We start from the raw sequence: 24860 nt of genomic DNA on the forward strand, positions 1-24860 counted from the left end.
CGGTCATGGTTTCCCCAGTGGCATCGCCAAACACCTGTCACAATCAATTCTAGAATGAAACCGAGACAGACAACCATAACTTTACCCTAGCACTAACCTTTGAAGATTACCTATAAATATGTAAGGTTTCTAAAACAATTTTCTCCCTGCCCTTGACATAACAACTTAAGAAAAAAGCATTTGACAAAGGGCAACCTATTGTGCTACACTAGGGATAAATCAATCGGAGGTACAGGAGACATGCGCAATTAATCTTTTTTAGCAGTTATACTGGATAGAAAAGATTTTTGGTGTGTGCTTCTATTTTTCTGAGATTAAATCATGCTCTTTTAGGGTTGTTTTAGTGTATTTCGGAGGATTCTAGGTCTTTGCTATTCAGTAAAGGCCTTTTTATCGTTTCAAAGGAGAACGCTATGACCCAAACAATTATCCAAACCCAAGATTTGACCATCACTCATCTCAAAGATCTTAAAGATCTGGTTAAAGACTTGACCGTGACCATTAACCGTGGCGACAAGGTTGCCCTGATTGGCGAGGAAGGCAACGGTAAGACGACCTTGCTCAAGGCTTTCATGACTCCAGAGGACATCAACAGCTACGCTAGTTGCTCTGGTACCGTAAGTCGCCACTTCTCTAGTTTCGCCTACCTGCCCCAAAGCCTGCCTAAATCTGAACGTCAGCTGACACTCAATGCCTATATTTTCGGCGATAACGAGACCTTTCTTGATTATACCAAACTCTACCGCTTTGCCGCTGAACTTGACTTTGACAGCGACCGTTTCGCGACTGACCAACTCCTAGGTAGCCTTTCTGGTGGGGAAATGTTGAAAGTGCAATTGATTAAGAAATTAGCCAGCGAAGCTGAGGTTATTTTCCTAGATGAACCGTCCAATGATCTGGATTTACAAACCCTTCTCTGGCTGGAAACTTTTATCCAAGAAAGCAATCAGACCATTATCTTTGTCTCCCACGATGAAGCTCTTCTCTCCCAGACCGCCAACAAACTGATCCATTTGGAGCGGATAAAAAAGAGAGCTGAAGCCAGAAGCCAGGTTCAAAATCTGGATTATGAAAACTACAAAGATCAGCGTGACCAGAGTTACCACCGTGATATGAAACGGGCCAAGAAAGAGCGGACTGAACATGAGGCTAGCTTGGCCGAAAATCGTAGGCAAAAGCAAATTCTGGAACACCAGCTGCGAACGACTAAAAACGATTTTCTAGGCCGTCTCTTAGCTAAGAAAATGAAAAATATTCTCTCCCATGAGAAACGCTATCAACGAGAAGCCCAAGAACTGACAGAAATACCGATTAAAGAAGAAGCCATCAACCTACACTTTGATGGGATTGCCCCTCTGCCAGCCTCCAAAACCGTTGTACGCTTGGAAAATTTTGAGCTTACGATTGACGATAAAAACCTCTCCCAAGGGATTTCCCTAACTGTAAAAGGACAGGACAAAATTGGAATAATTGGTCGCAATGGTATTGGCAAGTCAACCTTGTTAAAAACCATTTTTAACCAACTCAAAAGAAAACCCGATCTCAAAATCGCTTACATGCCACAGGACTACGACAGTTTGCTGGATGTCAGTCAGACGCCTCTACACTTCCTCAATCCGAGCGGTGAGCTGAGTCAGGAGACCCGCATTCTCAGCCATTTGGCACTACTGAATTTCACACGAGAGGAAGCCAGACACCCCATCGCCCAGCTCTCCGGTGGTCAACGTGCTAAGCTACTACTTTTAAACCTTGTCTTAGCGCAACCTCAAGTCCTCTTGTTGGACGAGCCTAGCCGAAATATCTCTCCCACCTCTCAACCAGAACTCCGCCAACTCTTTGCCCAATTCCCAGGAGCTATCTTGGCTGTTTCTCACGACCGACTTTTCTTAAGAGAAGTTTGTGACCGTTACTACGAAATCAGAAAAGATGGACTGATAGATGTTGATAGCTTAGACTAAAAACAGGTTTCTCCGTTCAACAGGTTCATTCAAAGTTACTTTTTCCACTACTCACCACTTTTCAAAAAATGCCCTTGATGATCAAAAAATAATCTGCCGAATTAAAGTCCCTCTCCTAGCAATGCAGATGCTAGCTTTTGACCTCTGGAACTCTATTGAATCAAAATTGATATTTCTTTGCTTCAAAAAGATCTACCAGACGACATGCCATTTTTGAATAACTATCCTTAAAACACAAAGCCCTTCAGGCTAACCTGAAGGGTTTCATCTTGACTAACCAATCTCAGCAATAATGGCTTTGAGTTGGTCTTTGGTGTGTACACCTGCAACTTGTTTAACAACTTGGCCATCTTTTTTGAACATGAGGGTCGGAATACTCATGATACCAAATTCACGAGCAGTAGATGGATTTTCATCCACATCCATCTTGACAATCTTGAGGTCTGACTCATCAAATTCTGTTGATAATTGCTCCAAGATCGGTGCCTGCATACGACATGGCCCACACCAAGTCGCCCAAAAATCAATCAAAACCAAACCTTCAGCGGTTTCTTGCGCAAATGTCGCATCTGTTACTGCTTGCATATAGTTCTCCTTTAAATGCTTTATCTACTGCCATTGTACACTAAAAGAACACTTTTGTCCGAATTCTGCTACGGTGGCGAAACAGGACAAAGATATGAGGAAAAACTTCTCCTAGTTTTTCTGAAAGAGCAAAAACATATCCCAAGAGGTAACACTATGTCTTCAAAAAATTTCAAATCAAAGCATCCAAAAGCCAAATGGTTTATCATCAGTATACTAACTGGATTTTCTTACAGCTTTCTCAAGATGATCTTTAAATAGTATTATAATAAAAAGTGGTTACCAACTTTGAGTTGATGACCACTTTTTGTGTGTCCTACTGTATTTTTGATTATGATACTTAAAGAGGTAAGATTAAGATAATAGCTTCTCAAAATAGAATTATCTTTTAACCCATTATCTTTTAACCCATCTTGGCTGAAATGAAATTATTTCACTCCTGATTCACCTGAACCAAGGCGTTGAAAAATTATTAAAAATCTTGACCATCAACATCAATAACCACATAACGATGCGGTTCGTTGCCCTCTGAGTACGATGTAACACCAGCAATCTTGGAAACGATACGGTGGATCATTTTGCGCTCGTTGTTAGACATGGGGTCTGTGTGGTAGGCAGAGCCTGTCTCTAAAACCTTATCCACAACTTTTTGAGCATATCCCTGCAAGACTTCTGCACGGTGTTCTGCATAGTCATTAACATTGACTGTGATATAGAAATTTTTAGCGTAATTGTTATAGATATAGTTTTGTCCTAAAAGCTGGAGAGACTTGAGCACTTTACCGTGATAACCGATGACGCGCCCTGGTTCATTTGTTTCTACTTGGACACTGATTGAGCGATGATTGTGAGTGATATCCAACTCAGCTTCCACATCCATACCATCTAAAATGGACTGAAGGTAGGACGATACCTCAGCAGCAACAGTTTCCACCTTGTAAGTTGGCTCAACAGGAATACCCATTTGGTCAAAACCTGTTTCTTCGCCAGCTTCGCGATGGATAGCACTTGTCTCTGACGACTGAGGTTGCTGCGGTTTTTCATTTAGAATATCAGCTTTCCCTGTTTCTTCAAGGATTGTTGTTGCAGATTTTTCATTCTTCAAAATCTCAGCCTTGATTTCATCACCAATTGCTGTGCCGTCTTGCTCAGCTTTTTTGACAGCTGATACGACACGACTGAGGTCAACAGTCTCCTCACTAACACTCTTAACAGGCTCGTTTTGAGCGTTTATTTCTTCTGGAACACCGCGAACAGCCTGTTGATTTGCCTTTTGAACCGTGGTTTCGTTGATTGCTTCAACTTCTACTTGGGCTGGCTTTTTTCCAAAACCAAGAAATCCCTTCTTTTCACGCGCAATAACGGTGATGTGCGCTTTGTGACGTGGAATCTGGAGTTGCCCAAGGCCTGCTTGGATAGCCTCTTCTACTGAATTTCCTGTGAATAACATAAGAATTCTCCTAGTCTATTATTTTCTTTTTTTAGTAGCTTTCTTCTGAGCACGGCGAATTTTGGCCTGACGCTCTTTTTCTTTCCGAACCTTCTCTTCGCGCTCAGCAATAATTTTAAAAGGATTGTTAAGAAGAAGCGTTTGGAAAACTTGGTAGGCATTGCTGACTGTCCAATAGAGGGCTACCCCGCTTGAAGCTGTTACAGCAAAGAAGAAAATCATAACTGGCATGGCATAAGTCATAACCATCATCATTCCGTTTTTCTCAATTTGAGCCTTATTGCTTAGCCAGGAACTTAAAAAAGTAAAGATTGCCGCTAAAACAGGCAAGATATAATAAGGGTCTTGCTGGCTAAGATTGAGCCAAAGAAAATGACCTGTTCTCAGAAACTCTACTCGGCTAAGTGCTTGGAAAAGCGCAATCAGAATAGGCATCTGAATAAAAAGGGGAATCATAGAGGCCATCGGTCTGACACCAGCTTCTTTGTAAAGCCTTTGCGTCTCTTCATTAAGCAAAACCATGTCATCACGACTTGGATACTTTTCCCTTAAAGCTTTGATTTGAGGTTGCAAGTCCTGCATTTTCCGAGTCGAGGCCATCTGAACTTTAAAAAGAGGAAGAAGAACAGTCCGAATGATAATCGTAAAAAGAATGATCCCGATGCCAATACTGCCACCAAAACTCAAAAAACGAACGGCTTCTGCAAAATAATAGACGAATTGGTTCCAAAGACCGGGTGTTTCGCTCGTTATAGGTGGTTGACTGACTGGCGTTCGCGCACAGGCTGACAAAAATAGAATACTTGCTATCAGTAAGCTGGTTAGTTTAGTCGTTCGTTTCACAATCTCTTCCTTCTTGGTATAAATTAGCTAATCTCAAAATATGCAACAGATTCTTTTCAACTTCATGGTAGTTCAACTCTTCCACCCCTTTGCGGGCAATCAAGACAAAATCCTCAGCCTTAATCTGCTGGCGATGATTGATTAAAACATGCCGCATCAGTCGTTTTACACGGTTTCTAACAACAGCGTTGCCTAGCTTTTTGCTGACTGACAAGCCAACTCGAAAGTGCGCTTGTTCTTTATCCAAACGATAGAGGACAAATTTTCGATTGGCAACATTTTGCCCTTGCTTGAAAATAGTTGAAAAATCTTTTTCACGTTTGATACGATAACTCTTTCTCAAAAAGATCCTCCATCTCCTAATTACCTTATTATTATAACACATTTTACAAAAAAGCCAAGAATCCTTACAAATTCTTAGCTTTTTATGGTATTTCGATTAAATTTTATCTACAGTTGCTTGTCGATGAACTCAGCGTTTAACCAAGAAAGCTTCTCTATATTTTCTTAACGTTTGAGCTCTTCTATCACTTGGTCAATATGCTTGATTGATTTCTCACGCCCCAAGAGGTAAATCGTATTTGGCAACTCAGGTCCGTGCATTTCTCCTGAAACAGCAATACGGATTGGCATGAAGAGGTTTTTTCCCTTAATCCCAGTCTCTTTTTGGACAGCCTTGATTTGTGGCGAGATATTTTCTGGCAAGAAGTCCTCGTCAGACATGGCCTCTAAGTTGGCTTTAAAGGCTTCCAAGACTGTTGGCACAGTCTCAGCAGCCATGACTTCACGCTCTGCTTCGCCCAGCTCTGGGAAGTCTGAGAAGAAAAGGTCTGTCAATGGGACGATTTCATCAGCAGAAGTCATCTGAGGTTTGTAAAGTTCCACTAATTTTTCAGCCTTGTCCGTCAAACGTCCTGCTTCTTCCAAGTAAGGCTTGCAAAGGGCAAAAATCTTGTCAAGATCGGCATTTTTGATGTAATCATTGCTCATCCAATCCAGTTTTTTCTGGTCAAAGGCGGCTGGAGATTTGCTGAGGCGATTTTCATCAAAAAGCGCAATCAATTGTTCACGAGAGAAAATCTCATCTTCTCCACCAGGATTCCAACCAAGAAGAGCGATGAAGTTAAAGATAGCCTCAGGCAGGTAGCCCTTTTGGCGGTAATCTTCGATAAATTGCAGGGTATTGATGTCGCGTTTGGATAGTTTTTTCCCAGTCTCAGAGTTGATGATAAGGGTCATGTGACCGAACTCTGGCGCTTCCCAGCCCAAAGCTTCATAAACCATCAGTTGTTTGGGGGTATTGGCGATGTGGTCATCCCCGCGAATCACATGAGAAATCTGCATGTCATGATCATCAACTACCACAGCAAAGTTATAGGTTGGGTAACCATCTTTTTTCTGGATCACCCAGTCGCCACCGATATTGGCGCCCTCAAAAGTGATCTCTCCCTTGACCATGTCGTTCCACTTATAGATTCCTGCTTCATTAACCGCTAAACGCACAGTTGGTACGATACCAGCTGCCTCACGCTCAGCGATATAGGCTGCTTTTTCATCTTCTGACATGCCCAAAAATTCGTTGATGTAGCGCGGTGTTTCACCAGCTTTTTCCTGACGTTCGCGCTCTGCTGCCAACTCTTCCTCGGTCACATAAGACTTGTAAGCCTTGCCTTCAGCCAGAAGTTGATCAATGTACTTTTGATAAAGCTCCAAGCGTTCTGATTGGCGGTAGTTGGCGTGAGTTTCTGGACTTTCATCCCAATCAATCCCTAACCAACGCAGATTTTCTAGTTGAGACCGTTCACCATCCTCGACATGGCGCTTGCGGTCGGTGTCTTCAATACGAATGAGGAAAGTTCCGCCATGATGGCGAGCATAGAGGTAGTTAAAAAGAGCTGTACGGGCATTCCCGATATGCAAAAGTCCAGTTGGACTTGGTGCGTAACGCACACGAATTGTCTTGGTCATATTCATCTCCTGTTTGTTTTCAATCATTCCTATTATAGCACAATTCCTAGTATTGTGGACAGTTGCTTCCACTTTTTCACAAACGTATAATGATCTGTTTCAGCCTCTTATTTCTTGAAAGTGTCAGTTAGTGTGAAACGTGTTTTTACGATGGAATAAAGTCTAATTCTCAAAGACAATCAAAAATAGACAAGACGAGTTGACGATGTAGCCTTTTGATTTTCAAATAGTATAAGACGCTTCCTCTAATGCTATTCCTTGTCTCTTCATATATTTATTCTTGTGCTTTTAAAAAATGCAGGATAACAAAACTGCATGAAATCAACGTTTACTTAACGAAGTTTTCATGCAATTTTATTGTTGTATACATAAGCTTCAACGGTTACATGTTTATAGGGAACAGAGCAAGAGGCTGGGCTCAAGCCCAACCTCACCTCTCATAGTTTGTATAAACATCTTATCGCAGTGGTTGGGAGTAAGACTTGTTGGTTATGCCAACTTAGTCTTACCCCTGCAAAGATCATTAGGTACTTTAGCGCCAATGAACCACTGCTGATTGGTAGATTTGTTCGTGTTTTACACTCCAAATCTGGCCTAAACAAGTGTGCGGGGGTAGGAAAACGAACTCTTTTTCTACCATTTGTCAAGTAACTCAATGAATTTTAGAATCATTTTTTAGAAATTCAGTAGAATTAAGATATCTACTGACTCTTTTTAGGTTGTTTAGTCTGAAAAAAGTGTACAGTAAAAGAGCCCCTTATCTAGCGATTTTTTCGATAAGGTGTTACAATGATAAAGCATAGACAAACCTTATTGACTTTGGGTTGAATGGTAGTCGTACTGTTTGTTATGCGTTATGAGGTAATGTATCGTCCGAATAAGACGATGCATAGCGGCAATCGTATGTGGTTTCGTTGAAGTCACTTGCGATTGTCGTTTTCTTTTGTCGTAAAACTCAGCGATGTGACAAGGATTCGTATGGCTAGCCGATGCCATGTTGTGGATACACTTAAACAGAATCTTTCTGGCATAAGGATTCCCACGTTTTGTAATGTGTTCCTTGGCTAAAAAGTTTCCAGACTCATAGTGACGGAGATCTATCCCAATAAAGGCATTGATTTGGTTAGCTGACTGAAAACGACGAATGTCTCCAAGTTCTCCAATGATACTTGTCGCTGTTGTTTCAGCGATACCGGGAATAGATAATAAAATGTCGTACTCTGGTAGAGGTTGAGCCAAGGCTACCATATGATTTAGAACATCCTCTCTACGCTTGGAAAGTCGTCATAACTCCTCTGCGTCATATCTGACCTCTTCAATGATTGGGGAGGTTTTCTTAACAGCGCAATAAGACTGTTTCGCTAAGTCTTGTAAGTTCTCCGTTAGATCGGACACTCGCTTATCAGAGATTCGTTTTGACGTAGATAAACGAACACTATTTTCTAATTCACTTGCATTCAAAGCTAGCACGTAGTCTTTACTTGGAAAGCTCATGACCAAGTTCCAGTATTGTTCCCCGGTTGGTGCTGAGAGGAGTGTCTCAATTTCAGAAAAAGTGACTTGTAAGACTTTATGAAGTCTATTCTTAGTACGTACGATATCTTCTGTCAAGTTTTGATAGAAACGACTGAGGTCACGTAGTTCTTGGTAGACTTCTTCTTGGATATCAGTTGGTTTACGATTGAGAACAAATTGAGATTGTGCTAATTTCTCGGCGTCAATCTTGTCTGTTTTACGCACACGCAAGCTATCTAGTTGCTTCTTAGCAGCTAGTGGATTGAGTCTTGTATAAGCATAATCATTGTCCTCTAGAAAAGCTTGAAGGCGACGAGAATAGACTCCTGTTGCCTCAAAGACAATCTCAGGATTATGGACAGTCTTTAAATCTTCCAAGAGACGAGAAAAACCGATGACGTCATTCGTTATCGAATAACCATGAACTTTCTCTCCATTGATCACAATAGCCACCTCAGAGCTAGCTTTACTGACGTCAATTCCAAATACTGCACGCATGATATTACCTCTTTGTCTTGATTGATTCCTTATTTTAGTGATGTCATTTTCAATACACGACGTTTATCGTCCCACATACTTAGATAACATTCCTACTAAAACAGGTGTCTTGCCAGTTTTTGATACGACATCTAGCGTCAAAAGAGCCCACGACTTAACAAGACACCTCTACTTTAACATAATGAAAAAGTAGTGAGTACTCTCTCCCGTCGGAGATTTCTTCACTACTAATCTTAGTATATTTTTGATTGCTCGAGTTCTTTCCCACTCCCATCTTCATATTGTAATAGTGAACCGATCTTGCATTCAAGCTCCAATATCGGGATTTAAAAACAATAGGCTCACACCTTTTACCATCTTAAAAATCGAGAGCATCTGAATAACCGGCACCGTTACCAACGAAATAACCTGTCTTAGCATTGATAGAAAAGAGGTAAGTACCATCAGTTCGGAACATATTGTAATAACCGCGTCCGTTAATGATGTTGACCTTTTCTAGAATAAACTCATTTCCTGAGAAATAGCCACGTTGATTGGAGGTTGCAATAATTTTTTCAAGGACGCCTGGTGCAAATTCCCAAGCTTCATTGTGAGCATCTGCAATAACCTCATCATTATAAGGAACGCGAGATAACTCACGTTTAAGCGCCACTTGATCACTACCATAGACCACCCGCTTGCCATAATCCAGTACGATACCATTAGATAGGGTGACTGTTTTAGAAGAAGCTGAACTTGTAGAAGCTGGTGCGCTAGGAGTTGTTTCGGCGGCACCTGCACTCCCTTGTGAAGGTAGTGCTGCTCCAACAGAAGCATTTTCCTGTTGCGACCGACCGAAGTTTACAGCAGCTGTGATAGCTGCATCTATAGAAGAAATACCTGTCGTCACCGTTGCAAATGCAACATCAGGTTTAACCGTTGCTGTCGTATCAATTTCTCCATTGACCAAAACCGGCTTATCAAACTGGCCATTGACAGCTTGGATGGCTTCAATAGCTGCCTTTAATTTATCAAATTTAGCTTTAGCAGACTCATATTCAGCTGTCCCTTCAAGAGTAGCTAGGGCTGTTTCAAGCGCTGAAAGTTGCTCAAAGCTGTCGTTTTTCAGGGCTGTCTGAGCATCATTTGTAAAGAAAGTCCCATAAAGCTCATTAAAGGCCTTAAGCGGAGCAGACTCTTCTTGACTAGACGAGGAACTTGAAGCACTTGAACGTGTCGTAGAGTTAGATGACCTATCGCTGCCAAAAAGGCCTGACAGAGCGCTGCGTTGGCTATATAAAGTAAAGCCGATTCCCAAAAGAGCTAGAGCTGCAAGCAATAGGCCAATCATTTTACGACGTTTTTCAGCCCGTTCATCTGCTAAATACTCTTCATTTTCAGGAAAATCATCAAAACTGTCGTCTTCTGTTGTTGATGGTATTGTTGGTGCTTGTGAAGCAGATACTGATAAGCTAGAATCAACAGGTGTTACGGGTACCGCAATCGTTTCGTCAAGTTCAGGTGATTCCTGCTGATCTGCTAGAGCGCTAGCCTGAACCAGTTCTTCTTCACGAATTTTCTTCGTTTCAAACTTATCCGCTTCGATTTCGTCTCGGTGTTGTTTGATATAGCGATCCAATAAACTGTCATCTTCAGTGATACCGGCCTCAATCTCACCTTGAGTCTTAGCCGCTTGAGCCACCGTCATCTCCTTGGCATCTTCTAAGTCCAAAATACGCTCGGCATCCTCAGGCAGATTTGACTTATTTTTATCTGACATCTTCACTCTCCTTCTATTGCATTTGGCGTTTCACACGTTCCCCGAAGAATTGATAAAGATCAACTTTCAAGGTCCCATTGTAAAGTTTTCGTTTTTTATCAGCAATTTGCTGGTACTTGGTTTCAAAGTTCTCGTCGCTGGTTAGAATAAACTTAGACCAAGTCTTAAGTGGTAAAAAGGTTTTTCCCATCTCATTATACAAAATATCAACTGCCTTGTCATCCAGTAATCGCTCCCCGTAAGGCGGATTTGAGATGATGACACCGTTAATTTTATCGGTTTTTAGGTCTTGTAGACGCATTTGTTTAAATTGGATGACATTTTCAAGACCAGCCTTCTCAGCGTTCTTCTTAGCAATCTCAATCATGCGACCGTCAATATCATAGCCTGCAATATCTAGTTCCACATCTGCTTTAATCGTCGCTTTCGCCTCTTGACGCGCCTTGTTCACAGCCTGACTATCAATCCAAGGCCAAGTCTCGAAGGCAAATTCACGGTAAAGTCCCGGTGCGATGTTCTTGCCGATCATAGCAGCCTCAATGCAAAAAGTACCTGAACCACAAGTGGGATCAATCAGGGGCTTGTCTGGATACCAATTGGATAAAAGCAAGATGGCCGCTGCCATATTCTCCTTAATCGGTGCTCCGCCTTTTTCCGTCCGATAGCCACGTTTGAAAAGACTGGAGCCAGTCGTGTCAATCATCACTATGGCACGGTCTTTTAAAATTGACACCTCAATCTTAAACTCTGCACCAATCTCCTGCAAGGGCACTCCCTCTGGACGATGATAATGGTTTTGAAGCTTTTTGACCACAGCTTTTTTAGAGATTGCCTGAACAGACGGTTCATTGTGGAGTTTAGATTTGACACACTTTGCTTTAGAAATTGGAAATTTCGCTCCTAATGGCAAGTAATTTTCCCAATCAAGTGCAAAAACACCTTGAAAAAGTTCTTCAAAAGTTCGGGCAGGAAATTCACCAACCACAATCTTAATACGGTCTGCTGCACGCAACCAGAGATTTGTCTCAATAATGGCTTGAGTACCTCCTGAGAAGCGTACACGTCCATTTTCCACTTGGGTTTGATAACCCAATTCCTTGAGTTCACGACCAACGACTGCTTCTAACCCTGCCGCAACTGTCGCTATTAAATTAAATTGATTCTTCATATTTCTTCTATCTTATATATTGTATTAAACGTCTTTTTGAGAAAAAACGAGGCTGAGGTAATGCCCCAACCTCGACCTATATGCAATCTTCTATAAGCCATGTTTTGTTCCAGAACTGACTAGGAACCAGTTCCTTCGATAATCATCTGTCTACTGCTTACGCAGTCAGGATAGTCATTCGGATTCTTCCTATCCCATGCCCCTACCAAAGTTTGGGTTGCTAGCTTGAGGGGTTTACCGCGTTCCACTTTTTGTGTTTCCACAAAAACTTCGTCACTGTGGCACTTTCAGGTCTAGTAAAGCCTATCTTGCGACTTAGCTCGTTTAACCGCCGTCACGCACTCGGCGCGCCTAGGCTTATCGTTTCGCCTAGCACAAACACTACTGGCATCACAGCCAGTGCTAGCATGGACTTTCCTCACGAACATCAAGGCTCGCGCGATTATCCAAAAATTGCACTTTTTCTATTTTAAAAGCAAAAACTAATCTCCTGTGATCTGCTTGCCAAAGACCTCTTTTTCCAAACGATTGATACGTTTGAGTATATCAAAATTTGTGGCTGTTGAAGCACGGGCAAACTCTGGTCTCTCAGTGATCGGCGAACCAGCTGATAGCGGAGCTAAGTCTGATTTTTCCTGGGCCTTAAGACGAGCAATCTCAGCCTTTAACTCTTTAATTTTTGCTTCATAGACATCATAGTCCTTCATGATATCATCTAAAAATTCATCAACTTCTTCCTTATTGTAGCCTCGCATTGAGATTTTAAACTCTTGTTCAAAAATATCTTTCGTTGTGTACTTAATACCTGCCATGTCTCTCTCCATCTCGTGATTACTAACTTCTATTATAGATGATTTCACCCCAAAAAAGCAAGCATTATCCACCTAAATTCGAAAAGTTTTCAGCAATGTCGTTAAGGTCATCAAATCGTAAAATTTTCAAAAAATAATCGTCTTGATTTTGCAATTTTTCATACAAATATTTCAAATTCGTTTCATTTTCAGAATCATAAAAGAGATAGGCACCATCTGTATGGTCAATTAAAAATTGATGATAAACCCTAAATTGACTGGGGTTTTCATAGTGTGGGTAGACCACCTTGACAAAGTCCAACGATTTGAATTTCGCTAGTTTTTCCTGATTTTGTTCACTCCAATTCTGACCGTGGGTTTTAAATGGTAAAATACAAGCTAGCTGCAAACCATAATCTTCCTTCAATTGCAGGGCTTCTTCCAAGACCCAATACTCAAAACCTAAGTTTCCAGTAAAAACCAGCCATTCTAAGCCCTCATCTAAAAGGCTCAGCAAATCTCGTCTGATAGCCATTTTAATCACTTTTAATCGAGGATCTTTTTCGTTAAAAATTCCTAAATCGGTCTGCTTGTAACCTGATAGTAATAATCGCAAGGCTTCCAACCTCCGTTTTAAGCATTCTCTTTTTGAATATGATATAATATGGTGATATTATTTTATCAGGAAGGAGCTCTATGGTCAACTACCCCAATGCAAAACGTGCTAGTCTTTCCAAATCTCCAATTCTGAAAAAAAAAGCGGTCAATTTTGCCAATCGTGGCATGTCCTTTGAAACTTTGATCAATGACAGCAACACCTACTATCTCTCAAGAGAAATTGCAGTCATTCATAAGAAGCCAACTCCTGTACAAATCGTCAAGGTTGACTACCCTAGACGAAGTCGTGCTAAGATTGTCGAAGCTTACTTTAGGCAGGCATCAACAACAGACTATTCAGGTGTTTACAAAGGTCATTACATTGATTTTGAAGCCAAGGAAACCAGACAGACGACTTCCATGCCCTTGAAAAACTTTCATGCTCACCAGATCGACCACATGGCAAGCGTTGTAAAGCAAGGAGGAATATGCTTTGTGCTCCTTCATTTTTCAAGCTTGAAAGAGACTTATTTACTACCTGCTGAGCCTTTGATTTCGTTTTATCAAATCGATCAGGGTGGCAAGTCTATGCCTCTTTCTTATATTCGTGAACATGGCTTTGAAATTCCGCTTCAAAGTTTTCCAAGTGTCCCATATCTTGATGTGGTTGACAGACATTTAATAGGTGGTAACTAACATTTATGAAGAAACCAAATTTCAATTTTTCAGCTTTTCTACAAAAAACTAAAAAATTAACGGATACCAGTAATCCTTTGAAACGTAGCCTTGTTATACTGGCTAACCTATTGTTGGGGCTTTTTGTTGCTTTATTTATTGCAGGAGCTTCTCTCTTTTTCTACTATGCTGTCACTGCACCAGAGCTCACTGAGGAATCTCTAACCGCTACTAGTTCTAGTTTGATTTACGACGCGGACAATAACTTGATAGCTGATCTTGGTTCAGAAAAACGGACAAACGCAACTACTGAAGAAATCCCTATTGATTTGGCGAATGCGATTGTAGCCATTGAAGACCATCGTTTTTACGACCATCGTGGGGTTGACGTCGTCCGAATCCTTGGCGCAGTCTGGAATAATTTGACCTCTTCAAGCACACAAGGCGGTTCAACACTTACCCAGCAATTTATTAAACTATCCTTTTTCTCTACAACAAAAGAACATCAGACCATTGCGCGTAAGGCCCAAGAAGCTTGGTTAGCGCTCCAATTAGAACGTCGCAATACTAAAGAAGAAATCCTGACCTATTACGTCAACAAGGTGTACATGGCTAATGGAAATTACGGCATGCAAACCGCTGCTAATGCTTACTATGGAAAAAACCTTAATACGCTTTCCTTAGCCCAGTTAGCTCTTTTAGCAGGCATGCCACAAGCACCGAATCAATACGATCCTTATGCTGCTCCTGAGGCCGCTAAATATCGTCGTGATCTTGTTTTAAGCCAGATGTTAAGACACAACTACATTGACCAAGCATCGTATGACGCCGCTGTTGCAACACCTATCGAAGACGGCTTGTTGCCTCTAAAACCTACCTCCAGTTATCCAAAATATATGGACAACTATATCAAAGAAGTCATCGAAGAAGTTCAGGAAAAGACAGGTTATAATCTGATGGATGCTGGTCTCCATGTCTACACCAATGTTAATTCAGATGCTCAACAGCGCCTTTGGGACATTTACCATTCAGATACCTATGTTAACTACCCTGATAATGAATTACAAGTAGCATCTACTGTTATCGATGTTACAAACGGTAAAGTTATAGCACAGCTAGGATCTCGCCATCAAACTGAGGCCGCTTCACTTGGAGTTAACCAAGCTGTCGAGACAAATCGAGACTGGGGTTCAACCATGAAACCAATCACCGATTACGCTCCAGCTATTGAGTATGGTATTTACAATGCAACTTCTGACATCATCAATGACGCTCCGTACTACTATCCAGGAACGACCACCCCTGTTAACAACTGGGATAGGAGCTACTTTGGCTACATTACTATACAAGATGCCATTATGTACTCCCGCAATGTTCCTGCGGTCAAATCCCTTGAAGCTGTCGGATTGAAGAATTCACTAACCTTTCTTAATAAACTTGGAATTAATTACCCAGAAATGTTCTACTCCAATGCTATTTCATCTGCAACCAGTGTTTCCGACATTAAGTACGGCGCCAGTTCTGAAAAAATGGCTGCAGCTTACGCTGCCTTCTCTAATGGAGGAACCTACTATAAACCGCAGTACGTCAACAGAGTTGTCTTTAGAGATGAAACTGAGATGACCTTTGAGCCTGAGGGTAGTCAAGCTATGAAAGCCACAACAGCATACATGATGACCAATATGATGAAGACTGTCTTTAACTACGGAGCAGGTAACAATGCGGTAATTCGTGGCCTTTACCAAGCTGGTAAAACAGGAACGTCAAACTATACTGACGATGAGATGGCCGAGTTAGCTCAAAACTATCCAATCTATAGCTCTAGTATTGTTGCTCCAGACGAAAGCTTTGTCGGTTATAACAGCCAATATGCGATGGCAGTCTGGACCGGCTATAAAAACCGTATGGTTCCAATCCTAGATTCCAGTCTGTACGTTGCCACTGATGTTTATCGAAACATGATGCTCTACCTTTACGAAACAACAGGTAGTGGCACCAAAGACTGGACCATACCTGATGGCTTATACAGATATGGCAACCATGTCTACTTGAATGGAGCGCGTATCACTTACAGCTCTTCTTCTACTTCAACTTCTTCTGAAGAAGAGTCAACCGAGACTACTGATAGTTCCACACAAGCTAGCTCCTCAGACACAAATACAAGTGCTTCACCCTCTGAAGAAGAATAAAAATATATAAATGAGTAGAAAAATGCTGAGACCAAAGTTTGGCTCAGCATTTTTGCTATTATTCAATTTTGACAGTAACTTCTCAAAATCGGACTAGCATCTAGTGTATTATCGGATTCTAATACTCATTTTTTTTAAAAAGTTAGAGTTGCTTTTCATGGAAAACAACACGCTAACTGGTTATTCGTTAACGTGTTGTTTGTCTTTTAAGTGTTGTCTTCTGGCTTGCGTCCATGCAAGCCTTTTTGACGTTGGATTTCTTTGAGCTTTTCTGGGGTTACGTCGTTTCCCTCTTCATCAACGATCTTAAGGCCTTCAATGTGATGGCGGACGGAGCGGCGATAGCCTTCAATATACTCTTCTCGCAAGCGGGCTTGCTCGGCTTGTTCTTCAGGCGTTAAGCCTTCTGCTTTTTTCTTACGTGCCAGTTCGTTAATACGATCAATCTTTTCTTGTTCCATGTCTTCTCCTTATTTAGTGGCCAGTTGGTCAAACTGGGCAACTTGTCCAGCCTTAGCAGTCAGGCTCGCTAAGAGGGCTAAGCGATTGTTCTTGACAGCCTCATTCTCGACCATAACCATAGTATTGTCAAAGAAGTCATTGATGACTGAACTAAGGGCAAACAGGGCTTCCACCTGCTCATCCGCACGGTCAGTCAAGTCAAGTTGTTCAACAGCTTCATGCAAGAGTTTCTCCTGGTCATTTTCAAAGAGTTCTGGAGTCACTGTAACAGCTGCTGGAGCTTTCTTAGCAAGGTTAAAGACACGAGCTAAGCTTTCAACTGAAGGCTTGTAATTGTCAGTCTTACTAGCTTCAAGCAGGGCATTTCCCGAATCAATAAGATCACGAACGACAAAGTTATCTCCTGCAAGGACTGCTGCTATGATGTCTTTTGGCACAGCAGTATCAAACATCTTCTCGATACGGGCCTTGAGAAAGGCCATGACATCAGCCTTGTTAGCATAGCTAAGACTAGGAAGTTTTAGGGCATAAAGTTTATCAACTAGATCCTTAAGCGAAAGATTCCAACCGAATTTATCCAAGATCCGTACGATACCAGCTGTGGCACGGCGAAGGGCATAGGGGTCGTTTGAACCGCTTGGAATTAAGCCCACACTAAAGAAACTAAGCAAGGTATCCAGCTTATCCGCAATAGCTAGAACCGCACCAGGAACGGTATCAGGCAATTTGCCGTCTGCTGAGGTTGGCATGTAGTGCTCACGAATAGCTGTTGCCACTGCATCAGATTCGCCTGCTAAGCGAGCGTACTTCTCACCAAGGACACCTTGAAGTTCATCAAACTCGCCAACCATGCCAGTCAAAAGGTCAAACTTGTAAATATCAGCTGCACGCGCTACACTAGCCGCATCTTCTGCAGAAACATTCGCCATGTCAACCAGAACCTCAGCGATAGCCTTAGTGCGTGCCATATGCTCTGTCAATGAGCCAATCTTTTCATGGAAGGTGACCGATTTCAGGCGCTCCACAAGGTCTGCGATCTGTAGTTTTTGATCCTCACGCCAGAAAAACTCAGCGTCTTCTAGACGCGCTACAAGGACTTTCTGATTGCCCTTAATAACATTTTCCAAGTGCTGATCATTACCATTTCGGACAGAGACAAAGTAAGGCAAGAGCTTACCGTCCTGATCACGGACAACAAAGTAGCGCTGGTGATTCTTCATAGAGGTCACGAGAACTTCCTCAGGCACTGCCAAATAACGCTGGTCAAATTGCCCTAAGAAAGCTGTTGGGTATTCGACAAGGTTAAGGACTTCATTGAGTAATTCCTCATCGATCTCCACCTTGACATCATGCTTAACTTCCAGAGCATGAATCTGATCCACAATCCTATTCACACGCTCATTCGGATTAGCAATAACATAGACCTCACGAAGCTGATCTTCATAGCTATCGGCAGATGTCAGGGTAATTTCGTGACCAAGAAAACGGTGGCCTCGGCTAACTCGGCTAGAGGAGATATCTAGGAATTCCAAATCTAAGGCAATATCGTCCAAAAGAACGGCAAGGGTATGAACAGGACGAATATACTGAAAACTATTACCTGCCCAGCGCATGGTGACAGGGAAAGTCAGGCTCTTGAGCACCTCAGCAAGACCTGCAAGAACAGTCTCAACAGGCTGTCCGACCTCTTCTTTTGTCACGTAGACATACTCTTCACCGTTCACTTCACGAAAGGTGATGGCATCTGTTGTCAATCCTTTACCACGAACAAAACCTTCTGCAGCCTTGGTAAAGCTACCGTCCGCATTTAGGGCAATCTTCTTGGCTGGTCCTTTAAAATCCTCTGTTAGATCTTCTTGCTTGTCTGCCAAATGAGATACGCGGACCGCCAAGCGACGCGGTGTCGAGAAGGCTTCCACCCTGTCAAAGGTCAAACGGTTTTCCCTCAAAAAAGCAATTAAGCGGTCGCGCAACTGCTCCATAGCAGGGCTGACAATGTAAGCTGGCATCTCTTCCAAGCCCAGTTCAATCAATAAATTTTTAGTCATTATTCTGCCTCCTCTGCTAATAATTGCTGACGGGTTGCTTCATCCAAAAGAGGATATCTCAATTTTTTGCGCTCTGCTACAAAAGTCTTTGCGACGACACGCGCCAAATGACGGATGCGAGCGATATAACCTGCCCTTTCGGTGACGGAAACTGCCCCGCGCGCATCCAAAAGATTAAAGGTATGCGAACATTTAAGAACATAGTCAAAAGCTGGATGGACAAGCCCTTCTTCAAGAGCACGACCTGCCTCCGTTTCAAATTTCTCAAAATTCTCAAGCAACAGATCCTGATCAGACACCTCAAAGCTGTACTTAGAATGCTCGTACTCAGGCTGGAGGAAAATCTCTCCATACTTAACACCAGGCGCCCATTCAATCTCATAAACCGAATCAACTTCTTGAATATAGGAAGCCAAGCGCTCTAAACCGTAGGTCACCTCAGCCGTCACAGGACCGGTCTCTAGACCTCCAACCTGCTGGAAGTAAGTAAACTGCGTGATTTCCATACCATCTAGCCAAACTTCCCATCCCAAACCAGCAGAACCTGTTGATGGATTTTCCCAGTTATCTTCAACAAAGCGGATATCATGCTCCAGTGGATTGATACCCAAACGTTCTAAGGACTCCAGATAAAGCTCCTGAATATTACTTGGAGATGGCTTCATCACCACCTGAAACTGGTGGTGTTGGTAAAGCCGATTAGGGTTTTCCCCGTAACGCCCGTCAGCCGGACGACGCGAAGGCTCTACATAGGCCGCATTCCAAGGCTCCGGCCCAATAGCGCGCAGGAAGGTGTAGGGCGACATAGTACCAGCCCCCTTCTCTGTGTCATAAGCCTGCATAAGCATACAGCCTTGGTCGTTCCAGTATTGTTGTAAGGTCAGGATAATTTCCTGAAATGTAAGTTTTTTAGACATATCTATCCTCCATTGTTAATCTAAAATTATCAGTCCAGCAACCAATCATAGTCAGAAGTCCGATGAATATGACGCATGTTTCCACCTGAAAATGCCTGATCAAAGTGGTCAACTGTGCCTATTTTTAAGGTGAGTTATTTAGAAAAGTCATCTTGATAATGAAATAATTATCTATAACAGTTCTCACAGTAATATCGTATTTTTCCTGAAGTTGATTCGTAGCTAAACAAACAATCCTATCCGGTTAATAGCTCCAATTTCTGCTTAAACACTCTGCTATTCACCGAATAGGCCGAAACTGTTGACCTGCGGCAAAAGGAACAATGACATACTGTGATTTCATCATCAACACCATTAGTGACAGATTTACATATAAAAAATAGCTCCCTGAGACTTCCTTCCCACTCATTCTCAGCTAAGATACAAAAAAGAACCGCGCTCCCCACTCCTATGCCATTGACATAGGGGCGTTTAAAACGCGGTTCCACCCTAATTTATTACTTCATTTGTATACGATTGTACCGAAAGCGCCAATCCGTCTCTTGGTTCACCTGACTTCCACCACCTCAGGCTCGCTAAAAACCGCTGATAGGATTTTCTTTCTGAACCCATTGTACCAGATTTGTCTGAGTTTGTCTAATGATTGTGAGCAGTGTTTTTTCACAGTTAATTCCCACAAGTAAGGTGCCTTATTTCAGGTGGTCATACACATCAACAACGATTACTTTTTCAAAACCAATTGCTCAATAGCTCTGGCCACACCTGCTTCATCATGGCTGGTCGTCACATGGTTACAGATTGCTTTAACTGCCTCGCCGGCATTGCCCATAGCTACACTGATGCCTGCAAACTGCAGCATTTCGATGTCATTAGCGGCATCTCCGATGGCCATAATTTCCTTAGATTCCAAGCCTAATTTCTCTGTTAGCTTGGCCAAGGCACTAGCTTTTGTCGTACCCTTAGGCATGGCTTCGTAGATGCAAGATTGGCTGCGCACTGTCGAGAAGACTTGGCTGAGACGCTCTTCTTGCTCTGCCTGAAAACGATCCAAGGCTGACGCGTCTCCCATAAACATTCCCTGAAAAATCGGAACTGAACTGTTTTTCAGATGCTCTAGAGTCGTTGGTGTCGGCGTGGTGAAAACCAGCCCCGCATCATAGCTGACCAAGTCTGGCACCTCTTCACCTAAGATATAGTAATGATCTGAGTCAAAATAAGTCACGGAAATCTCTGGATAGGTTTCAGCAGACTCCGCTAAGCAATCTATATCACCTGAACTAAGAGACTCATAGGCTAGGAGTGACCAGTCATTAGCCTTATAGATGGTGCAACCATTGTCAAGAATCGCATACTCCTCTTTTGTCTCCAAACCCAGCTGCTCAAAGATTGGTACTACTCCAGATTTAGGACGACCTGTGCAGATGACGATTTTGACATCTTGATCTGCCGCCTGACGTAAGGCCTTGATATTTTCCTCAGGGACCTGTTTTTTAGAATCCAGCAAGGTCCCATCCATGTCGATAGCGATTAGTTTAATCATATTCCCTCCATTTCATAAGCTAATTTTTGTCTACAGTTCTAGTCTACCATTTTTTCAGGGCGTGGTCGCTTATAAACCTAAAAAACGTTCCTACAGGAACGTTTTTTGATTAATCTTTATTCAGATTTCTGAGCATCTCATCAATCTTATTACCATAGGCGATCGATTGATCTTTCTCAAAGACCAGATCCGGAATTTTGTACATGGTCAATCGCTGACCAAGTTCCCGTTTAATGGTCCCTTTGGCTTTTTCAAGGCCAGTTTGAGCCTTTTGATTATCAGAGGCCAAATCGCTCAAAATTGTGTAATAAACTTTGGCAGAGGAGAGATCTCCCACCATCTGCACATCGGTGATGGTCACGCCTTGAACACGTGGATCACGCACTTTCTTTTGAAGAATGTCATTGATCTCACGCATCAACTCCATACCAACCCGATCCGTACGAAATGCATTTCCCATAATTTGCTTCCTTTCTAAGATACAAAGGGCGTTGAAAAATGGCGGTAAGTCAGTCATCTTTGATGACGTCGACGCACCCCGACCAGGACGACTAGGATTTTCACAGATAAAATCGAAGAAAATCCAGACGTCTACGGTCCCAGTCCGATAAGACTAATTTAGCATTTTAGCCCGTGTTCAGTTCTAAGATACAAAGCCCGTTAAAAAAAGCGTTGAAAAATGAAAAAATTGACGACGAGTCTGTAGACTCTAGGAAATTTTTGAATTTTATCTAGCTTTTTAGGGCGTGTTCAGTTCGTTAAGATATAAGCCCGTTAAAAATCCGATGGAAAACGGCGGTAAGTCAGAAAGTGAGATAGAAGTCGTGATTTTATTAAAAATGACTATCCTCGCTCTTTTATTGCTAGTTCGGGGCGTTGGTAAAACAGATTACCTAGCCCCTACTCAACTGTACGAGAGAAAGGCTATAAAATCGTTTTTTTAGAATCACGATTTCTGCCAACTCTCTACTAACTTGCCGTTCCAACATCTCCGATAAAGTTAAACATCATCAAAGTGAGATAACGATGTCAGAGGTTAGTTTTTGGCGAGTATCAGCGTTTGACTTCTTCCATGATATAAGCCTCAATGGTGTCATCGATCTTGAGGTCGTTGTACTTATCAATCATGAGACCACCCTCACGACCGTTAGTCACTTCTTTAACATCGTCCTTATAGTGTTTAAGGCTAATCAGGTCACCATCGTGGATAACGATACCGTCACGGATAACACGCACTTTGGAGTCACGAGTGACCTTACCAGACAAGACCATGAAACCGCCAATAGTACCGACTTTTGATACGGTAAAGGTTTCACGAATAACCGCTTCACCAATGACTTTTTCTTGGTACTCAGGATCAAGCATCCCTTTCATCGCATCTTCAACTTCTTCAATCACCTTATAGATAATGCTGTGAAGACGGATATCGACCTCATCAGCCTCAGCTTGTTGACGAGCCATTGATGTCGGACGTACATTGAACCCGACAATGAAAGCATTAGAAGCCTGAGCGAGTGTCACATCTGATTCATTGATAGCACCAACCGCTGAATGGACAATCGTCACTTTCACACCTTCAACTTCAATCTTTTGAAGAGAGCTTGCCAAGGCTTCAGCTGACCCTTGAACGTCTGCTTTGATGATAACATTGACAGATTTCACTTCCCCTGCTTTGAGGGTATCGAAGAGGTTGTCCAGACTGACACGACTAGCTGCTTGACGCTGTTTAAGAAGGGCACGCTTAGCACGTTCTTCACCTGCTGCACGCGCAGCTTTTTCATCTGCATAAACCGCAAAATGATCCCCTGCCATCGGTGCTTCATTGAGACCTGTAATAGATACTGGCGTTGATGGCCCAGCGACTTTGACGCGGCGACCAAGGTCATTAGTCATGGCACGAACGCGACCAAAGGTATTGCCGACAACGATTGGATCCTGAACATTGAGAGTCCCTTGTTGCACCAAGAGAGTGGCAACCGCACCTTTTCCTTTGTCCAGACGGGCTTCAATAACCGTACCGATAGCACGAACGGTAGGATCTGCCTGTAGCTCTTGTAGCTCTGCCACCAGGAGAACCGTCTCAAGAAGCTCATCAATATTTTGGTTGAATTTGGCAGAGATTTCCACAAATTCAGAATCACCACCCCAAGCAGTCGAGATAACGCCATGCTCAGCCAATTCACCAATGACACGCTCGGGATTAGCTCCTGGCTTATCAATCTTGTTGATGGCGACAACGATTGGCACGTCAGCCGCTTTGGCATGGTTGATTGCTTCAACTGTTTGAGGCATAACACCATCATCAGCTGCGACAACCAAAATGGTAATATCAGTGACAGAAGCACCACGCGCACGCATCGATGTGAAAGCCGCGTGACCTGGAGTATCAAGGAAAGTAATTTTCTTTCCGTTTTCCTCAATTTGATAGGCACCGATATGCTGGGTGATTCCTCCAGCTTCTCCTGTTACCACACGAGAATTCCGCAGGGTATCAAGAAGCGTTGTCTTACCATGGTCAACGTGCCCCATGATGGTTACGACTGGCGGACGTTCTGTCAATTCGTCCTCGTTGAGGTAGCCATCTTCTACGAAGAAGCGTTCAATATCAGCCTCATCGACTTGAACTTTTTCCTTGGCTTCAATTCCGTAATCCACCATGAGAAGCTCGATCGTATCCCCATCTAGAGACTGGTTTTGAGTTGCCATGACACCCATCATAAAGAGTTTCTTAACAATTTCAGCCGGTTCACGTTTGATACGCTTTGCAATCTCAGCGACAGTCATACCTGCTGTATACTCAAATTCGGTTGGCAATTCATGGAATTTACGCTCTGTAACGGGTTTTTGAACCTGATTCTTATTGCCACGCTTGTTTTTCTTGTTGTTCCAATTGGAATTTCTTTGATTTCGCACTTGTTGGTTGTTTCGATTTCTATTAGTTTGCTTGTTGCGCGGCCCATCTTCATTATCCTGACGGAAACTGCGCGATTTGTCTTGTTTACCTTGTTTTTTACGACGATTATCAACAGGTTTGTCTGCAACTGGCGCTACAGATACGACTGGCTTGACAGGCTCTGCTGGAACAGTTGGCATTGGATCTACAAAGACCTCTTCCAATTTTGGTTTCCGAGCTTGTGCTTGACGTCTGGCTTCTTTAGCCGCTAACTCCTGCTTATAGCGTTCTTCACTGCTTGCAGCATAAGCTGCATTTTGCTCAGCTTTAAGAGCCGCTGCTCGTGCCTTAAAGTCAATTCTTGGCGCTGCTTGTGATGCTTGCTGACGTTGTCGATTATCACTGCGACGGTTTGACTGTCCGCTGCGGTTGTCACGACCACGATTTTGATCCTCACGATTAGGACGGTTGTCCTTGCGATTATCGTTGCGACGATTATTACGATCGTTAGAGCGACGGTTGTCATTACCTTGACTATTGCTAGCACGATTGTCATTGCGACGGTTATTTTGACTACCGCGACCTTTTTGCGCTTGGGCCTTAGCCCTTGCTTCACGTTCAGCCTTAAAATTACGGCTCTGCGGACGAGCAACTGAAGCAGTAGTTTGAGTCGATGAGCTGGTTTCTGCTGCCACAGGTTTCTCAGTAGACTTTTCTACAGCTGGCTTCTCAGCTACTGGCGCCGTTTCTTTTTTAGCAGCGGGTTGAGCAGTAGCCCTTGGTTTTTCAGCAACCTTAGTCATCTTAGGCTCTGTCTTTTGTGTTGATACAGGCTTGCTACCGCTTAAGCTAGCAGCAATCTTAGCTGCTGCATCTGCCTCAACACTCGATGCATGACTTTTGACATCGAATCCGAGCGCTTGAGCTTTAGCAACGACTTCCTTACTCGGAACCCCCAATTCACGGGCGATTTCATTTAATCTCTTCTTAGACAATACCCTGTC

The 24860-nt window shown here is 42.8% G+C and carries 19 protein-coding genes, 1 other RNA gene and 1 pseudogene; 3 read left to right on the plus strand and 18 right to left on the minus strand.

Features of this window, described 5'->3' with window-relative positions:
• The first annotated feature begins 413 nt into the window (after window positions 1–413).
• Window positions 414–1958 carry an ATP-binding cassette domain-containing protein gene (locus tag A3I5_RS0104225; RefSeq protein WP_018373378.1) on the plus strand — a complete coding sequence of 515 codons (1545 nt, stop codon included), beginning with the start codon at window positions 414–416 and terminating at the stop codon, window positions 1956–1958.
• A 273-nt stretch (window positions 1959–2231) separates the two neighbouring features.
• Here the strand turns inward: A3I5_RS0104225 and trxA are convergent, their stop codons facing one another.
• The 11 genes and pseudogenes from trxA to A3I5_RS0104280 form a co-directional block, all read right to left on the minus strand.
• Window positions 2232–2543 carry a thioredoxin gene (gene trxA, locus A3I5_RS0104230; RefSeq protein ID WP_018373379.1) on the minus strand — a complete coding sequence of 104 codons (312 nt, stop codon included), beginning with the start codon at window positions 2541–2543 and terminating at the stop codon, window positions 2232–2234.
• A 472-nt stretch (window positions 2544–3015) separates the two neighbouring features.
• The gene (jag, locus tag A3I5_RS0104240) at window positions 3016–3993 is read right to left on the minus strand and encodes an RNA-binding cell elongation regulator Jag/EloR (RefSeq protein WP_018373381.1); all 978 of its coding nucleotides are present in this window, start codon (window positions 3991–3993) and stop codon (window positions 3016–3018) included.
• Between the two features lie 18 nt (window positions 3994–4011).
• Window positions 4012–4836: a YidC/Oxa1 family membrane protein insertase gene (locus A3I5_RS0104245; RefSeq protein ID WP_018373382.1), complete on the minus strand. Its 825-nt coding sequence runs from the start codon at window positions 4834–4836 to the stop codon at window positions 4012–4014.
• A complete protein-coding gene (rnpA, locus tag A3I5_RS0104250) occupies window positions 4820–5179 on the minus strand; it encodes a ribonuclease P protein component (RefSeq protein WP_018373383.1) in 360 nt (119 codons plus the stop codon). Before rnpA ends, A3I5_RS0104245 begins: the two co-directional genes overlap by 17 nt.
• A 164-nt stretch (window positions 5180–5343) precedes the next feature.
• Complete coding sequence (gltX, locus tag A3I5_RS0104255; RefSeq protein WP_026216919.1) at window positions 5344–6804, minus strand: glutamate--tRNA ligase; 1461 nt, start codon at window positions 6802–6804, stop codon at window positions 5344–5346.
• A gap of 810 nt (window positions 6805–7614) precedes the next feature.
• Window positions 7615–8817 (minus strand): annotated as a pseudogene (locus A3I5_RS11610) (IS110 family RNA-guided transposase).
• A gap of 358 nt (window positions 8818–9175) precedes the next feature.
• Entirely contained in the window at window positions 9176–10576 is a 1401-nt protein-coding gene (locus A3I5_RS0104265) for a cell division site-positioning protein MapZ family protein (RefSeq protein ID WP_018373387.1), read from the minus strand.
• Between the two features lie 13 nt (window positions 10577–10589).
• A complete protein-coding gene (locus A3I5_RS0104270; protein WP_018373388.1) occupies window positions 10590–11744 on the minus strand; it encodes a THUMP domain-containing class I SAM-dependent RNA methyltransferase in 1155 nt (384 codons plus the stop codon).
• A gap of 88 nt (window positions 11745–11832) precedes the next feature.
• Window positions 11833–12198, minus strand: an RNA gene (rnpB, locus tag A3I5_RS12230) — RNase P RNA component class B.
• A 28-nt stretch (window positions 12199–12226) separates the two neighbouring features.
• Window positions 12227–12556: a cell division regulator GpsB gene (gene gpsB, locus A3I5_RS0104275; RefSeq protein WP_018373389.1), complete on the minus strand. Its 330-nt coding sequence runs from the start codon at window positions 12554–12556 to the stop codon at window positions 12227–12229.
• 64 nt (window positions 12557–12620) lie between these two features.
• Window positions 12621–13160 (minus strand): SLOG family protein, encoded by a 540-nt coding sequence (locus tag A3I5_RS0104280; RefSeq protein ID WP_018373390.1) that lies wholly within the window; start codon window positions 13158–13160, stop codon window positions 12621–12623.
• 71 nt (window positions 13161–13231) lie between these two features.
• Here A3I5_RS0104280 and recU point away from each other — a divergent pair, with 71 nt between their 5' ends.
• Together recU and pbp1a are read left to right on the plus strand one after the other, a co-directional pair.
• Window positions 13232–13828, plus strand: a complete 597-nt coding sequence (gene recU / locus A3I5_RS0104285) for a Holliday junction resolvase RecU (protein ID WP_018373391.1) — start codon at window positions 13232–13234, stop codon at window positions 13826–13828.
• Between the two features lie 5 nt (window positions 13829–13833).
• The gene (gene pbp1a, locus A3I5_RS0104290; RefSeq protein ID WP_018373392.1) at window positions 13834–15996 is read left to right on the plus strand and encodes a penicillin-binding protein PBP1A; all 2163 of its coding nucleotides are present in this window, start codon (window positions 13834–13836) and stop codon (window positions 15994–15996) included.
• A gap of 206 nt (window positions 15997–16202) precedes the next feature.
• Here the strand turns inward: pbp1a and A3I5_RS0104295 are convergent, their stop codons facing one another.
• The 7 genes from A3I5_RS0104295 to infB form a co-directional block, all read right to left on the minus strand.
• On the minus strand, window positions 16203–16457 hold the full coding sequence (locus A3I5_RS0104295) for a DUF896 family protein (RefSeq protein ID WP_018373393.1): 255 nt from the start codon (window positions 16455–16457) through the stop codon (window positions 16203–16205).
• Between the two features lie 9 nt (window positions 16458–16466).
• Window positions 16467–18506, minus strand: coding sequence for a glycine--tRNA ligase subunit beta (gene glyS, locus A3I5_RS0104300; protein ID WP_018373394.1), 2040 nt, complete (start codon window positions 18504–18506; stop codon window positions 16467–16469).
• A complete protein-coding gene (glyQ, locus tag A3I5_RS0104305) occupies window positions 18506–19423 on the minus strand; it encodes a glycine--tRNA ligase subunit alpha (protein WP_018373395.1) in 918 nt (305 codons plus the stop codon). Before glyQ ends, glyS begins: the two co-directional genes overlap by 1 nt.
• A gap of 236 nt (window positions 19424–19659) precedes the next feature.
• Window positions 19660–19911, minus strand: a complete 252-nt coding sequence (locus tag A3I5_RS13050; protein ID WP_408640763.1) for a GFA family protein — start codon at window positions 19909–19911, stop codon at window positions 19660–19662.
• 233 nt (window positions 19912–20144) lie between these two features.
• On the minus strand, window positions 20145–20963 hold the full coding sequence (locus A3I5_RS0104310) for a Cof-type HAD-IIB family hydrolase (protein ID WP_018373396.1): 819 nt from the start codon (window positions 20961–20963) through the stop codon (window positions 20145–20147).
• 109 nt (window positions 20964–21072) lie between these two features.
• Window positions 21073–21423, minus strand: coding sequence for a 30S ribosome-binding factor RbfA (gene rbfA, locus A3I5_RS0104315; RefSeq protein ID WP_018373397.1), 351 nt, complete (start codon window positions 21421–21423; stop codon window positions 21073–21075).
• 593 nt (window positions 21424–22016) lie between these two features.
• Complete coding sequence (infB, locus tag A3I5_RS0104325; RefSeq protein WP_018373399.1) at window positions 22017–24851, minus strand: translation initiation factor IF-2; 2835 nt, start codon at window positions 24849–24851, stop codon at window positions 22017–22019.
• Window positions 24852–24860 lie beyond the last annotated feature (9 nt).

Source organism: Streptococcus merionis DSM 19192 (genome assembly GCF_000380085.1).
In the GTDB taxonomy this organism is placed as follows: domain Bacteria; phylum Bacillota; class Bacilli; order Lactobacillales; family Streptococcaceae; genus Streptococcus; species Streptococcus merionis.